General features: G+C 44.4%; 14 protein-coding genes. 8 read left to right on the top strand and 6 right to left on the bottom strand.

Features of this window, described 5'->3' with window-relative positions:
- Nucleotides 1-74: 74 nt before the first annotated feature.
- Nucleotides 75-2,492 (top strand): leucine--tRNA ligase, encoded by a 2,418-nt coding sequence (gene leuS, locus DWW60_RS08550; protein WP_117875041.1) that lies wholly within the window; start codon nt 75-77, stop codon nt 2,490-2,492.
- A 78-nt stretch (nt 2,493-2,570) separates the two neighbouring features.
- Here leuS and DWW60_RS08545 read toward each other — a convergent pair whose 3' ends face one another.
- The 4 genes from DWW60_RS08545 to DWW60_RS08530 form a co-directional block, all read right to left on the bottom strand.
- The gene (locus tag DWW60_RS08545) at nt 2,571-2,912 is read right to left on the bottom strand and encodes a helix-turn-helix domain-containing protein (RefSeq protein ID WP_158565897.1); all 342 of its coding nucleotides are present in this window, start codon (nt 2,910-2,912) and stop codon (nt 2,571-2,573) included.
- A gap of 164 nt (nt 2,913-3,076) precedes the next feature.
- The gene (locus tag DWW60_RS08540) at nt 3,077-3,331 is read right to left on the bottom strand and encodes a hypothetical protein (RefSeq protein ID WP_117549296.1); all 255 of its coding nucleotides are present in this window, start codon (nt 3,329-3,331) and stop codon (nt 3,077-3,079) included.
- 2 nt (nt 3,332-3,333) lie between these two features.
- The gene (locus DWW60_RS08535; RefSeq protein WP_015533924.1) at nt 3,334-3,816 is read right to left on the bottom strand and encodes a hypothetical protein; all 483 of its coding nucleotides are present in this window, start codon (nt 3,814-3,816) and stop codon (nt 3,334-3,336) included.
- Between the two features lie 167 nt (nt 3,817-3,983).
- Nucleotides 3,984-4,271 carry a chorion class high-cysteine HCB protein 13 gene (locus DWW60_RS08530; protein ID WP_117549292.1) on the bottom strand — a complete coding sequence of 96 codons (288 nt, stop codon included), beginning with the start codon at nt 4,269-4,271 and terminating at the stop codon, nt 3,984-3,986.
- A gap of 244 nt (nt 4,272-4,515) precedes the next feature.
- Here DWW60_RS08530 and DWW60_RS08525 point away from each other — a divergent pair, with 244 nt between their 5' ends.
- The 3 genes from DWW60_RS08525 to DWW60_RS08515 are packed head-to-tail and all read left to right on the top strand — an operon-like array spanning nt 4,516 to nt 7,320.
- Entirely contained in the window at nt 4,516-5,499 is a 984-nt protein-coding gene (locus DWW60_RS08525) for a hypothetical protein (RefSeq protein WP_187115852.1), read from the top strand.
- Nucleotides 5,500-6,375 carry a TPM domain-containing protein gene (locus DWW60_RS08520; protein WP_117875037.1) on the top strand — a complete coding sequence of 292 codons (876 nt, stop codon included), beginning with the start codon at nt 5,500-5,502 and terminating at the stop codon, nt 6,373-6,375.
- A 30-nt stretch (nt 6,376-6,405) separates the two neighbouring features.
- A complete protein-coding gene (locus DWW60_RS08515) occupies nt 6,406-7,320 on the top strand; it encodes a hypothetical protein (RefSeq protein ID WP_147341853.1) in 915 nt (304 codons plus the stop codon).
- A 71-nt stretch (nt 7,321-7,391) separates the two neighbouring features.
- On the opposite strand, the gene DWW60_RS08510 is transcribed toward DWW60_RS08515, so the two are convergent.
- Complete coding sequence (locus DWW60_RS08510; RefSeq protein WP_117875033.1) at nt 7,392-8,072, bottom strand: hypothetical protein; 681 nt, start codon at nt 8,070-8,072, stop codon at nt 7,392-7,394.
- A gap of 172 nt (nt 8,073-8,244) precedes the next feature.
- On the opposite strand from DWW60_RS08510, the gene DWW60_RS08505 reads away from it, so the two are divergent.
- From DWW60_RS08505 to hisS, 4 genes are all read left to right on the top strand, one after another.
- Nucleotides 8,245-8,514 carry a hypothetical protein gene (locus DWW60_RS08505; protein WP_015533920.1) on the top strand — a complete coding sequence of 90 codons (270 nt, stop codon included), beginning with the start codon at nt 8,245-8,247 and terminating at the stop codon, nt 8,512-8,514.
- 30 nt (nt 8,515-8,544) lie between these two features.
- On the top strand, nt 8,545-10,323 hold the full coding sequence (locus DWW60_RS08500; protein WP_117875031.1) for a MutS-related protein: 1,779 nt from the start codon (nt 8,545-8,547) through the stop codon (nt 10,321-10,323).
- 229 nt (nt 10,324-10,552) lie between these two features.
- Entirely contained in the window at nt 10,553-12,610 is a 2,058-nt protein-coding gene (locus tag DWW60_RS08495) for a hypothetical protein (protein ID WP_015533918.1), read from the top strand.
- A 161-nt stretch (nt 12,611-12,771) separates the two neighbouring features.
- Nucleotides 12,772-14,037: a histidine--tRNA ligase gene (gene hisS / locus DWW60_RS08490; RefSeq protein ID WP_015533917.1), complete on the top strand. Its 1,266-nt coding sequence runs from the start codon at nt 12,772-12,774 to the stop codon at nt 14,035-14,037.
- A gap of 140 nt (nt 14,038-14,177) precedes the next feature.
- On the opposite strand, the gene DWW60_RS08485 is transcribed toward hisS, so the two are convergent.
- Nucleotides 14,178-14,684, bottom strand: coding sequence for a YqeG family HAD IIIA-type phosphatase (locus DWW60_RS08485; protein ID WP_015533916.1), 507 nt, complete (start codon nt 14,682-14,684; stop codon nt 14,178-14,180).
- Between the last annotated feature and the right edge of the window lie 3 nt (nt 14,685-14,687).

Here is a 14,687-nt window from a genome sequence, read left to right as displayed (position 1 = left end):
AAGATTAGAGAGGAATCGGGCGAAAAAGCGTTATAAAGCCTGAAAAGATAAATTTCAAGGAGGCATTTTCAAAAATGGCTGAGACATACAACCACAAAGTCGTTGAAGGAAAGTGGCAGAAGGTCTGGGATGACAACAAGGCATTTGCTGCTACAGATGATTATTCAAAACCAAAGTATTATGCGTTAGTTGAGTTCCCATACCCATCAGGACAGGGACTTCACGTAGGTCACCCAAGACCATACACAGCGCTTGATATAGTAGCAAGAAAGAGAAGAATGCAGGGCTACAACGTTCTGTATCCAATGGGCTGGGATGCATTTGGTCTCCCTACAGAGAACTATGCGATCAAGAACAAGATCCATCCAAAGGAAGTAACCAAGACCAATGTTGCAAGATTCAAGAAACAGCTCCACTCACTTGGATACTCATTCGACTGGGACAGAGAGATCAACACAACTGATCCTGAATATTACAAGTGGACACAGTGGATATTCCTCAAACTCTTCAAGGCTGGTCTCGCATACAAGAAGGAGATGCCTATCAACTGGTGTACATCATGTAAGGTTGGTCTTGCAAATGAGGAGGTTGTCAACGGCGTATGTGAGCGTTGTGGCAGCGAGGTTGTCCGCAAGGTTAAGTCTGAGTGGATGCTCAAGATCACAGATTACGCAGACAAGCTCATTGAAGGACTTGACGGCGTGGATTACATCGAGCGTGTAAAGGTTTCACAGAAGAACTGGATCGGACGTTCAACAGGAGCTGAGGTAGATTTCTCAGTAAAGGGCAAAGAGGACAAGCTCCGCATATATACAACAAGATGCGATACATTATTCGGAGTAACATACATGGTTGTTTCACCAGAGCATCCAATCCTTGACAAGTACAAGGACGAGATCGGCAACTGGTCAGACATCGAGGCATACCGTGAGCAGGCAGCGAAGAAGAGCGACTTTGAGCGTTCAGAGCTTGCAAAGGATAAGACTGGTGTATGCATAGACGGACTCACAGCCATCAACCCTGTAAATGGCAAGGAGATCCCTATATACGTATCAGACTATGTACTCATGAGCTACGGAACAGGTGCTATCATGGCGGTTCCTGCACATGATGACAGAGACTGGGAATTTGCAAAGAAGTTCGGACTTCCACTCATTCAGGTTGTTGCAAAGGATGGCGAGGAAGTAGATATAAATGAGGCTGCATTTACAGACGTGGCAACAGGAGTGCTCATCAACTCAGATTTCCTCAACGGCCTTGAGGTAAAGGATGCAAAGGAGAAGATGATAAAGTTCCTGGAGGAGAAGGGTATCGGTCAGGCAAAGACAAACTACAAGCTCCGTGACTGGGTATTCTCACGTCAGAGATACTGGGGTGAGCCAATTCCTATCGTTCACTGCGATAAGTGTGGTTATGTACCTATCGACGAGAGCCAGCTTCCGTTGCTTCTTCCAGAGGTAGACAGCTACATGCCGACAGACAACGGCGAGTCACCACTTGCAGCTATGACAGACTGGGTAAACACCACATGTCCATGCTGCGGCGGTCCTGCAAAGAGAGAGACGGATACTATGCCACAGTGGGCTGGATCATCATGGTATTTCCTCAGATATACAGATCCTCACAACACAGAGGCTCTTGCAAGCAAGGAGGCACTCAAGTACTGGCTTCCTGTTGACTGGTACAACGGAGGAATGGAGCATACAACACTCCACCTTCTGTATTCAAGATTCTGGCACAAGTTCCTGTACGATCAGGGCGTAGTTCCTACACCAGAGCCATACCAGAAGAGAACATCACATGGTATGATCCTCGGTGAGAACGGCGAGAAGATGAGTAAGTCAAGAGGCAACGTTGTAAATCCTGACGACATCGTAGATGTATACGGTGCAGATACACTTCGTACTTACGAGATGTTCATCGGAGCATTTGACCTTGCAGCTTCATGGTCAGAGGATGGTGTCAAGGGATGTAGAAGATTCCTCGACAGAGTATGGAAGCTTCAGGACAGTGTGACAGACGAGAAGGGCTACTCCAAGGATATGGAGACCAAGATGCACCAGGTTATCAAGAAGGTTTCAAATGACTTCGAGAACCTGAAGTACAACACAGCTATCGCAGCCATGATGGCACTTCTCAACGACTTCTACAAGAAGGGAAGCGTTACAGCAGATGAGTTCAAGACACTGCTCATCCTGTTAAACCCTGTTGCACCTCATATCACAGAGGAGCTGTGGTCTATCAAGAACTACGGCGGATATGTATATCAGCAGACATGGCCAGAGTTCGATGAGGCAAAGACAGTAGAGTCAACAGTAGAGATCGCTGTACAGATCAACGGTAAGACTAAGGCAACACTTGCGATCGGCAAGGAGGATCCAAAGGATGAGGTTATCGCAAAGGCTAAGGAAGTGATCGCCGACAAGCTCACAGGTAACGTTATCAAGGAGATCTATGTTCCTGGACGTATTGTGAATATTGTTATGAAATAAAAAAACTATAAACATGAGAAAGCCACATGGAGAAAAATCCATGTGGCTTTCTTGATGTTTAATATATCGGATTATCATTTATTTCAGATAAGGCAGCAGATTCTTGAGTGCGCTGTATGCACTGTCACGTTTGTACAGCGGTATCGATTCCACCAGTCTGTCAAGATCATCATGAGTGATATAATCCTTGTTCTCGGGGGTGGTGACGGGTTCCTTTCCGAATACCAGAAAATCCAGTGGCGCATCAAGAACAGTTGCGATATTGGCAAGAGTATATATACTCATACTTTTATATCCGTGCTCAATCTCGTACACGTAATGGGGAGACACTTTTATTTTCTCGGCAAGCTGTTCCTGAGTAAGATTATGAGCCTTTCTCACATTTCTTATCCGCAATCCCAAGTCAAAGATATCTATCACAATAACCTCCATCTTGCTGAAATAATATCTATCAGCTACATTTTATGCAAATAGTATCTGTCAATAACGGTATCGCCAGCCAGAAACTATCAGGTACAAAAATATGAAACTATAGCCGACAGCCACAAAAATATAATTGTGTTACATTTATTGAAATGCATTTTTTACAGCATGGACTTTATCATATTTATCTTTTGTTTTTCCTGTGGAGACATGCCTTCGCTCAGCACATCCAGAACGATCTCGGACTCTGCTCTGCTGAAGGAGAGATCCCTTTTCTGCAGTTCTTTGTTGATCTCCATTAGCTGGGGGAGCATCTGTTCCGGTGTCATGGTTGACTGGGAGTTGGATAATCTGAGAAGAATTTCCCTTTTTAGCGGGTGCATGCTTTTAAGTCTTGGGTCATTTTGAAGATTCATGTTTAATATCCCTCCATATCATATTTTTCAAACAGGTCTTTGACGGAGCTGTATATATCCTGGGATGACTGGGATTCAGTGTTGTCGTAGTTTTCTTCGCCCTCGGTTTCAGAGGCAGTTCTGCTTTGATAGTGCCGGTACAGAGAATCCGTGGATTGCTGTGTATTCATGGCCTCCATGGTCTTCATCATATCCATGGCTTTTTTCATGCTGGCAAACTGGTCCCTGATATCGGGAAATCCACACCCGGCAAGGGATGACAGTATATCATCCTGATTGTTTATATCTTTGTGGAGTCCACAGGAGTTTACATAATTTGTATCGCGCAGGGCATTCAATATGGTCTGAAGTTCCATGATCTTTATGTACATTGCCAGAGGAGCTTTCATACGGTCATCCACAAATGGGAGAATGGCCTCCATCATGAACAGGCGGTCATCTTTTATTAAGTTGTCCAGTGGATGATGGAAGTTGCCATTAAACATATGAAGCTCCGTTTCATGCAGTGATCACTTGGTAAGACAGCTATACTATATTCTATTGATTTTCAGTAAAAAAATACCAGCAGAATTGCTCCTGCTGGCCACTTTTTGCGGATATCGGACAGTCATTCTGCCCGATATCCCGTTTATAGATCGTGGTGAGTCCGCTTTTAGCAGCAGCCGCAATCATTGCCACCGCAGCCGCCGCAGCCACATCCGTTATTATTGCCACAGCCACCGCAGCAGAATAAGAGAAGGATGATCCAGATGCAGCTGTTGTCATTGCCACAACCGCCATTAAAACCGAAACCATCGCCGCCGCAGCCGCCACAGCAGAGGAGAAGGATGATGATCAGAGTGCAACTGTTGCATCCGCAGGAACCTCCGCAAGAAAGTCCATTTCTGCCGCCACAGCCACAACCGCCACAGGCACACTGTGTTGCCGATAAATCACTCATGGTAAGCCTCCATTATTTTGTTCATGGTTTAACATATTCGCATGAACATGATGTGTTACACATTTGTTCAAAAAATATTTTGTTTAATGTAAGATATCTAAAATGTGTTATAAAGCTGCCTTAAGGCATCCAATTCGATGTTCTAAAAACAGACTTACTATGCTATAATAAGCGCAAGTACGCTGGGAGATAGCGTAGGAAGTTTGGAAGGAAAAACGATAAAAAAGGACAGGGGGAAGATAACTTGCTGTATCGTTGTGTAAATTGTGGGGGTAACGTAGTGTACGATCCTGCAAAGAAAAAGATGGTGTGCCTCAGTTGCGGAGGGAGCGACTGTCAGGAGCTGGTTCCGTCACAGGAGCCTGTAATATGTATAAACTGTGGTTCGCAGATACCTTACACTGAGTATCAGTCTGCGGGAAGATGTCCTTCATGTGGAACATATCTGCTCAGGGATGACAAAGTAAATTATCCGTATGGGGCTGATGTGATACTTCCATTTAAGATATCAAAGCATGAGGCTGAGGAGAAGCTGAGGAATGAATTTGGTAAAAAGCTATTTATACCGGGAACATTCCTCTCACAGAAGACGCTTGAGGCGCTTAAGGGAGTGTATGTCCCATTCTGGATGTACGATTATGATTCGGATGTGGCTTATGAGGCCATAGGAACAAAGGTCAGATCATGGACGTCTGGAGACAAGAGATATACAGAGACTTCATATTTTGATGTCGGAAGAAGACTGCATGTGAATTATGAGGGCATACCGGTTGATGCATCCATAGCCATGGAGGATGGAATCATGGATCTCATGGAGCCGTACAACTACAAAGAGCTCATGCAGCATGACAACAAGTACCTCTCGGGATTCGATGCGGAGACTTACAATATGCCGCCGAATGAGGTGGAGCCGAGGGCTCAGGCAAAGGCAGAGAAGGCAAACAGAGATTGGGTGAGAAGCACCACAACCGGATATTCATCACTTACAAATGAGAGATTCAGGAACAACAACAGACTCACGGGAACAAAGTTCGGACTCATGCCGGTGTGGGTATATGAGTACCGTTTCCAGGGCAAAAACTATAAGTTCTATGTCAACGGACAGACTGGAAAATGTGTCGGAACAGAGCCGAAGAGCATGAGTAAGGCAGTTGGACTTACCGCACTTTTGTTTGGCGCAGCATTTGTATTGCTTGATGGCTTGTCTATGTTATTGGGGGTGTTGTAAATGAATGCAGTAAAGAAATTTATCGTGGCAATGCTCGTGGTACTTGGACTTGGAATAGTGTTCTTTATAGGATACTTTGTGAAATCAAATGCCAATCTCAAGCATGACGCCAGAAATAATACAGAATGTAAGACAAATGAGAGAGTGTTTGACTATGCAGATAAGCTGTCTGATTCGGAGGAGGAGACTCTCCGCGGGGAGATAGCAGAACTGGAAGATAAAGTGGGTATGGACTTTGTTGTCGTTACCATGGATCAGTACACAGATCTGTCAGAATATGATGCCGATGCAGTTTCATATGACATAGAGTCTAACACAAAGGATATAGCAGAGAAGATCTGTGATTATTACAGATTCGGCTGGGAAGAGTGGCCTGCAGGAACATATCTTGACGGCAGGGATGCCAGCACAAGCGTAGTTATAGTTGCCAACTGGCAGGAGAACGATGGATATGTTTATCTGTGCACAGCCGGCAAGGCGAAGAAGAGAATAAGTGATTCCAAGGCGACATCCATAACGGAATACGGTGGAAAGATACTCAGATCGGATACTCTTGGAGCATTTGAGAGAATGATGTCAAGAACAGAGACGGCTATGAAGAGCAGCACAGGAGGATTAAAGTTCCTGTCACCATTTATATGCTTCCTTGTATCTCTTGGAGCAGCCATCGCATTCTGCATCGTGAATCTGTCGAAGAAAGCAGGAAAAGATACCACAACAGCTTCTACATACAGCGATGGAAATGCCAAGGAGCTTGACAGAAGAGATATATTTATACGTAAGGAAGTAACCAGCGTGACTATCCAGAGCAGCTCAGGAGGTTCTGGTGGATCAGGCGGTGGCGGTGGTCATGGCGGTGGCGGAAGCCATTTCTAAAAATCTGACCGTACGCGGGAAAGACATATTATGAAGAACAGGAAGTTTGAAAGTTATATTCTAAAAAACAGAATACCCGGGATCATTCTATCACTGATCATGGTGGGATGCATGATCATCATGGCGTGGCATTTCAGTCTGCCGGACAGGATAAGGAGCAGGACATACAGGAGCATAGCTGATATAGAGTCCAGAGCGAATCCAAACGACAGGGATGTGACGATAACCGTGGATCGGGCGGATTATATCGGATACGATTATTTTGTGGACTCCGAGAGACAGGGCAGATATTACTACTGTCAGCAGGATGGCAGATATGCCATCCTGCTAATCAGGAGCAATGAGGATGTACTGCTGAATTATACGCTGAGAGGCAGAGTAGTCTCTGCGGATGATGTGTATACATCGATAGTTGATGGCCTTGCACAGGACATGGGGATACCATCCCAGCAGCTTGAGAGCAAGGTATACCCACTCATAATAAGTGAGGTGGATTTTCCGAGGATCTATTATAATATGATGCTGCTGGTTCTTGTGCTGACGGCTCTGTGGGCGTTATATAATATAGTCAGATGTATATACAGTGTGTGCTGTCCATGGAAGGTGTCAGGAATGCAGGTCGTATCGGGCGGAAAGGCAGACAGGAATACTGTCAGGGATATAGATGAACAGCTCAGATACAATCTCTACTATGATCAGGATGGTATAGCCATAACAGACAAATATCTGGTATATCACGGAACCTGGCATACGGATGTGGTGGAACTCAGCACCATAGAGACGTTCAAGAAGCTCAGAACATCGGCGAATATAGGGCCGGCAGACAAAAAGATATACAAACTACTCATGGTGGATGTGGACGGTGTGACATATGAGCAGGACTTCAAGACGGAGGCTGCCATAGATGAAGCATTGTCATATCTGAGAGATTCAGGGAAAAAATAAAACAGTATATGCGGTTCGTTATCAAACGGATCGCATATACTGTTTTTGTTTTGCCTATTATACCGTGCAGACTATACGTCAAGCTTGTCCTGATCGGAGAGCACTGATGGATCCTCAGATACATCTGAAAGTCCCATGTACTCATCGCCGATTACCTCTGAGGTCTCGGCGTCAGCGGCATTTGCAACGGCGCCGGTTGCCTCGGCGAGAACATCCTCAGCCTCAGCTACGGTCTCGGTTACGGCCTTTGCGGTTGTCTCATCCGGAATATCCGCTGTGGCTTCCGGGGTTACAGCATCCTCGGTTGCGGCTTCTTCGGATGTGGTTTCTTCTGCTCCGGTGGTGTCTTCGTGAAGTGTGAAATATTCACGGTCGCCATCTTCGGTGGAAGCAGCTTTTTCCTTAACCTTGTCCTTGAGCTTGTCATATGTGTCGGATACTGTATTCTTTGCTTTCTGGACTGTCTCGGAATCTTTTACTTTATTGTAGGTATCCTTGATCGTACCCTTTGCCTTTTGGACTGTCTCAGAGTCCTTTACCTTGTGGTATGTTTCAGAGTCCTTGATCTTTTTGACTGTCTCGGAGTCCTTTACTTTGTGGTAAGTATCTGTAGCTGTGGCTTTTGCCTTCTTTACAGTATCATTGTTCTCAACTGTCTGGTAAGCTTTCGTTGTCTTGATCTTGTCTTTGAATAAGTAGCAGACACTTCCTGCAGCGGCAAGAGTGAGCGCCATTTTTGCCAATTTGTTCATGATAAAAATCTCCTTCCCATAGAATATAACCTGTCCATTTATTTTAATATGTATTCGTGTCAAATGCAATAAGTGTGGTGGATTGATTCACAGGAATTAATATTTGCGAATGATATACCGTGTATGATATATTCATCTATAATGGAATGGATATGTGGAGGTAAAATGGAACATGAATAATAGTGGACAGGATTACAACAAAGAAGAACAGGCGATAAAGGCACTTCAGAAAAACTATTTTCTATGTGCGGCACTCACACTGGCAGTGGGAGTTGGAATGCTCGCATTTACATCATATAAGGTGATCGGAATAATATGCATCGTGCTGTGTGTGGTATTTGGGGTAATGGGTATCGTGCTCGTTGTCAAGCCGGACATGATAGATGTATCAGAGGATGGTGTGATGTCATATAAGAAGAAGGACAAGCCGGACAAAAAGTAAATATATTGTTTTTTATGAAAGGACGATAACATGAACGAATACAAGGACGAAAGGGACATTTTGGAGAAGGACATCAAGGCGCTTGAGGGGAAGTCTGCAACATATTCAGGGGTTAGATTTGTGATGTTCCTTGCAGCTCTGGCAGGGCTGATAATAGGCATATATGACAACAGAGTGACAGTGCTGATCCTGGGAATAATAGCCGCTGCGGCATTTGTCGCAATGGTGTTTATCCACGGAAAGCTTAGTGAGGAGCTGGAATATAAGAAAGCCAAGTCGGAGGTGCTCAGGAGGTATATAGAGAGATTCGGCGACGGCTGGAAGAAGTTTGAGGACAACGGTGCACAGTATCTCGGCGATGACGATCTGGTTGCAAGGGATATGGACCTTCTTGGACAGAGCTCTCTGTATCAGTTTATCTGTGTTGCGGGAACCGAGGAGGGAAAAAGGGCTCTCGCCGAGAGTATACGCGATCCGAAGTACGATATAGCAGACATAGAGAAGCGCCAGGAGGCGATAAAAGAGCTCACTTCAAAGAGAGAGTTCTCGATGGATTTTGAGACCCTCGGTGTGAAGACCGGAATGGGCAAAAAGAAGAAATATACCGCGGATGAATTTGTGGCATACTGCAATGGCGATGACCATATACCTGCGGTGTTCAACATATTGAGATTTTTACTGCCGGCGATAACACTGGTGGCATTTATACTTGGAATAATGGGTGAGATAAACATAGGCTGGACGCTTGTCTCATTCTTTGTTGTGCTTTTGTTCTCCTGGCTTTTTGGCGGAGTTGCGGGTCAGGCTGTCATGCCGATGATCTCATTTGGCTATGTGATAGAGGACTATATAAGAATGTTCGAGCTGATCTCCGGGGAGAATTTCGACAGTGAACTTTTAAATGATATCAAGTCGCATCTGTCAAATGACTCTGGTGCCCTGGCGGCTATAAGAAAACTGAGGACGATAAGTGCGGCGTTCAATATCAGATACAATCCTATAGTTCATCAGATACTGTGTGGACTTATAATGTGGGACTTCCACATAGGCAGGATGATGGACAAATGGAAACAGAAGAATGGACAGAGCGTTGAGGGCTGGATAAAGGCTGTCTCTGATATGGAGGAACTCATGTCATTTGCTGTCCTTTCAAGAACGAGGGAAGTGAGCTATCCACAGGTCGGCGCAAATGCCAGAGTTCATGTCACCGCCAGGGATATGAGACATCCTCTGATAAGCCCTGATACAGTCGTGGCAAATGATGCGGACTTCAAGGGCGGTGCCACGATAATAACCGGAAGTAATATGTCCGGAAAGACGACTTTCCTCAGAACACTGGGTATAAATCTGGTGCTTGCATATGCGGGCGCTCCAGTGTGTGCGGGCTATATGGAGGCTGACAGGATGAAGATATTCACATCCATGAGGGTGACCGATGATGTCAGCAATGGAATATCAACGTTCTATGCAGAGATACTCAGGATAAAGACGATGGTTGAGTACAGGAAAGAGAACAGACCTATGCTCTGTCTTATAGATGAGATATTCAAGGGAACAAATTCTGCTGACAGAATAGTGGGAGCAACACAGGTCATCAGAAAGCTTGCGGGAGCGGGTTCAATGACACTGGTATCGACACACGATTTTGAGCTGTGTGATCTCAAGGCGGAGGACGGAACACCTGCTGCGAACTATCATTTCGAGGAATATTACGAGGGAGACCAGTTGAAATTCGACTATAAGAAGAAGGATGGCAGGTGTACCACGACAAATGCCATGGCGATACTTCACATGGCAGGACTCGACTGATGCTGAAAAATGGCATTATCTGGCATAACAGTAAAAATGCACAAAAAATGCGATTTTTTTAGTGCTATAATTTTTGGGTAATTATGCACAATGACAGTTATCAGTAATAACCAAAAACTTTGTTGAATGATTTTACCAAATATGTTATATTTGGAGTAGTGATTTGAGGGGGATAGTACAAGAATATTCGTAAGCCAGACATACGAAAACAAAAGGAGGTAGACATATTATGTTACCAGCAAATATAGGACAGGCAGGGGATAACGCATTATCAATAGCGGCATCCAGTAATAAAGGAACACTTATTCGTTATCTGAATGATCAGGTTGAGGACGGATTCTATACATTGGTTATAGACAGCCTGAAGGATTCTAATTTTGATCTGTCGACCATGACAGTGGATGACGAGGTTCGTGCTCAGTGTACAAAGCTGTATGAGCTTGCAGAGTTTGTAGACTTCAATATAAAGGCGACCGGACACTATGCGATCGAAGAGTGGATAGAGCCTTTATTCAGATTTGTATATGGTGATATTGACCCTACTGATATAGATGCGCCTGTATCAGCTACAGGTGTTTATCGTTACAGTGTATGGCTGCTGTATCTCTTACAGCTTGAGAAGATACCGGAGTGCATGAGACTGATCGGGGATAAGATCGCTCCACTTCTCATCAACATTTCATACCAGATACTTGAGGATGATGACAGACCAAAGAACTTTGACAAGGCTCTGCTCGGATACCTGGATTTGATCAATGTGGTTATGGAGATGGATATCTCAGCCAAAGACATAGGATCTGATTCATATATCAACAACCTCGAGGTACTTTATGATTACGTCATCGAGGATGCACATGCACCTAACGATTACAAGATACAGTTATCTATCAATCTCTTCTCTATCTACATTGCGAACAAGCAGTATGAGAAGGCATTTCAGTTCTACGGACTGAACGCAGAGTACATACCTATAGATAACCTGTCAGTATACTCCAACTTCAAGGAGCTCATCAAGAATGTCACAAGCACAGAGGCAGCAAAGATCCTCAGCAGCAAGGTGGCTTCAGAGATCTCCAAGCAGGAGGTATACAACAAGAGGATAGATTCACTGCTTAATGAGACCTGCGCATTTACCAAGAAGGTATATCAGGCCATCGAGAATGAGCCGGAGGTCAAGAAGGTACTTCAGACACTTGGTTCAGGAGCACAGCTCAGCGGACGTCAGAACATTCCTGAGGGAGCATATGAGTACAACAAGCTCTTCATAGAGTGTGGAATCAAGGCATATGTTAACTCTGATATAACACAGAAGTCATATGAGGAGAAGTATGAGAGTCTGGAGATCCTCTCCAAGGCACTCAATGTACTGTTTGAGGGATACAGCTTGTATGAGGTATCGAACAAGATCGAGGATCAGTACATAGAGCTCACATGGTGCTGCAACTTCCTGAACGCCAATCCTTCAATGCTGAAGGCATTCTTCAGTGTAAAGGAGAAGGTAAAGGTATTTGATGTCAGAAAGAAGTCAATTGTTGAGAAGAACAACAAGAACAAAGAGGTTTACTCAATGCTTGACAATAGACAGAAGATCCTTCTGTTCATGGCTGCTGAGGATATGGTCGTTAACGGACTCAACAGTACCAAGAAGATGGTTCTTGCATCAAGCTACGATATCAACACAGCCAAGAAGTACCTGCATGAGACATATGTCAGAACAGCTCTTCCTGAGAAGTATAAGGAGGAAAATGAGCAGGGTGGCGGTGGTCTCTTCGGTAAGAAGCAGCAGGCTATGCCGGCTGATCTGGTATCACTGTGTAAGGTAGCTATTGTTGAGGAGATGCTGTGCAAGTCAGAGTACCTGTACCATCAGCACACTCTCAAGGGAATAGACAAGCCATCAAACGAGGAGATGACATACTCTGTAGCATGTCTGATCAAGTGTATCAACCATATGATCAACAAGAAGAGCAAGGCTGCTGCAGCTCCTAACAAGAAGGTCATCATAACCAAGACAGGTAAGGTTATAGAGCTCAACGATGAGTCAGGACAGGCACTAGAGAAGCAGGAGTCAGGAATCATCGAGGCTATAGACAATATAGTTGTCCAGCTCAAGGATAAGAGTGAGAGCAACGTCAAGTATGTAAAGGATTACATTGAGGATCTTATGAATACACTCATGAAGTACAACTGGGATATGAATGTACAGCTTGATGAATTCTCAGGTGAGGAACTCAGAAACAAGGCCTTCCTTGTTATCAAGAAGCTCAACTATGATCTTCTCAAGTAATCTGATATTACAGGACAATTAAAAATATCAATATATTATGTGAAAAGCACCGGAACAAACTATAAGTTTGTTCCGGTGTTCTTTTTAAGGGTGGAAAAATATAGTTGTATATGCTAGAATAGGTTGGATTTAATAAAGATATAAGATCAGGAGGATAAGAAATGGCAAAATTCATCAAGACACCGGTAAAAGGTATGTGTGATCAGCTCCCGGCTGATATGAGGCTTAGAGAGCATGTGCTTTCAATGATCAAGACAAGTTATTCCAGATTTGGATTTACACAGATAGAGACTCCTGTTATGGAACATATAGAGAATCTTACAAGCAAGCAGGGCGGTGACAATGAGAAGCTTATCTTCAAGGTGATGAAGAGAGGCGCAGACCTTGCGAGAGCCATCGATGCAGGTAAGGGAGAGTTGGCAGACAGCGGACTCAGATACGATCTTACACTTCCACTCTCAAGATATTATGCGAACAACAAGGAGCAGCTTCCAAGCCCATTCAAGGCACTCCAGATCGGACCTGTATTCCGTGCGGATCAGCCACAGAAGGGACGATTCAGAATGTTCACCCAGTGCGATATAGATATACTTGGTGACAATACAAACCTTGCGGAGATAGAGCTTGTGGCAGCCACATCCGATATGCTCTCAAGAATATTCTCTGAGGTGGGAATAACAGATTTTACTATCCACATCAACGACAGACAGATACTCCGTGGTGCTGCGAAGAATGCGGGATTTGCAGAGGAAGACATTGCTTCAATACTCATCAGCCTTGACAAGTATGACAAGATAGGTCTGGATGGCATAAGAGCAGAGCTCACAGAGAACGGATACGACGCAGAGATGGTGGACAAGTATCTTGAGATATACCAGAACCTTGGAGATATGAGCTGCGCTGAGTTCTGTAGGGACATAGACGCTGAGTGCCTTGATCCAAAGGTTATAACCAATATGGACGAGATCATATCAAGTGCAAAGACCATGGTTGCAGATGGCGTAAAGATCGTATTTGACCCTACTCTTGTGAGAGGTATGGGATATTACACAGGACCTATTTTTGAGGTTACAATAGATGACTACAACTTCTCCATCGCCGGCGGCGGAAGATATGACAAGATGGTTGGAAACTTCTGTGGACAGGATGTCCCTGCAACAGGATTTTCAATAGGTTTTGAGAGAATAATCACCATACTCAAGGACAAGCTTGAGAATGGATACAAGATAGATTCTGACAACGTGGCTATCCTCATTCACAAGGATGTGACACTGGACAAGAAGCTTGAGATCTTCAAGGAGGCAAAGGAACTTCGCCAGGCAGGTAAGACAGTGACTATCCAGATGATGAGAAAGAACATGAAGCAGCAGATAAACATGCTGGAGTCAGAGGGATACACAGAGTTCAAGAAGGTGTACAACGACTAACATACGTTCTGTGGATCACACAGATGTGTAACATCATGACAGAACGTATATGTTACTGAGATATTTAATAAAAGGCTGTATTCACATATCAGGCAGATATGTGAATACGGCCTTTTGTGTTGCGTTATGAATAACAGAAATTATCTTACCATGCCATGCTTTTTCCTGAAGTAGAAAATAAACGGCTTTTCAATGATCCTCTTGAGGGTGATCTGTATCTCCTCGTGGCTTGTGTCTATAGGCTTGACAAGGATAGTGTGTATGCCAAGGCTGGCACTTCCGATGATGTCAGTGTAGATCTGGTCGCCCACGGCGATCGTGTTGTCTATGTTGCAGCCTATCTCGTTCATGGCACGGATGTAGCCCTTTTTCGATGGTTTGCCGGCTTTGAATATGTAATTCACCTTCATCTTTTTGTTGAAAGCGGCAACCCTTGGCTCCTTGTTGTTGGATACCAGACATACCTTGAAGCCCATGGCCTTGAGCTGTTCCATGAGCTGGATCGCTCTGGATGTGGCCGGCTCATTATGTCTCACAAGAGTGTTGTCTATGTCGAACAGTATACCTCTGTATCCCATGTCGTAATACTTTTTGAAATCTATCTTGTATGTGGATGAATAGTATTCATCCGGCAAAAATCTGATCATAGA

This window comes from Coprococcus sp. AF16-22, assembly GCF_003461545.1.
Classification (GTDB): Bacteria; Bacillota; Clostridia; order Lachnospirales; family Lachnospiraceae; genus Coprococcus; species Coprococcus aceti.
The sequence above is the reverse complement of the archived record's forward strand: the minus strand, read 5'-3'. Positions and strand labels throughout refer to the sequence as shown.

Coding starts and splice junctions, on each gene's coding strand:
- leuS (WP_117875041.1), top strand. CDS start 75: ATGGCTGAGACATACAACCACAAAGTCGTTGAAGGAAAGTGGCAGAAG.
- DWW60_RS08540 (WP_117549296.1), bottom strand. CDS start 3,331: ATGAATCTTCAAAATGACCCAAGACTTAAAAGCATGCACCCGCTAAAA.
- DWW60_RS08535 (WP_015533924.1), bottom strand. CDS start 3,816: ATGTTTAATGGCAACTTCCATCATCCACTGGACAACTTAATAAAAGAT.
- DWW60_RS08530 (WP_117549292.1), bottom strand. CDS start 4,271: ATGAGTGATTTATCGGCAACACAGTGTGCCTGTGGCGGTTGTGGCTGT.
- DWW60_RS08520 (WP_117875037.1), top strand. CDS start 5,500: ATGAATGCAGTAAAGAAATTTATCGTGGCAATGCTCGTGGTACTTGGA.
- DWW60_RS08515 (WP_147341853.1), top strand. CDS start 6,406: ATGAAGAACAGGAAGTTTGAAAGTTATATTCTAAAAAACAGAATACCC.
- DWW60_RS08510 (WP_117875033.1), bottom strand. CDS start 8,072: ATGAACAAATTGGCAAAAATGGCGCTCACTCTTGCCGCTGCAGGAAGT.
- DWW60_RS08505 (WP_015533920.1), top strand. CDS start 8,245: ATGAATAATAGTGGACAGGATTACAACAAAGAAGAACAGGCGATAAAG.
- DWW60_RS08500 (WP_117875031.1), top strand. CDS start 8,545: ATGAACGAATACAAGGACGAAAGGGACATTTTGGAGAAGGACATCAAG.
- DWW60_RS08495 (WP_015533918.1), top strand. CDS start 10,553: ATGTTACCAGCAAATATAGGACAGGCAGGGGATAACGCATTATCAATA.
- hisS (WP_015533917.1), top strand. CDS start 12,772: ATGGCAAAATTCATCAAGACACCGGTAAAAGGTATGTGTGATCAGCTC.
- DWW60_RS08485 (WP_015533916.1), bottom strand. CDS start 14,684: ATGATCAGATTTTTGCCGGATGAATACTATTCATCCACATACAAGATA.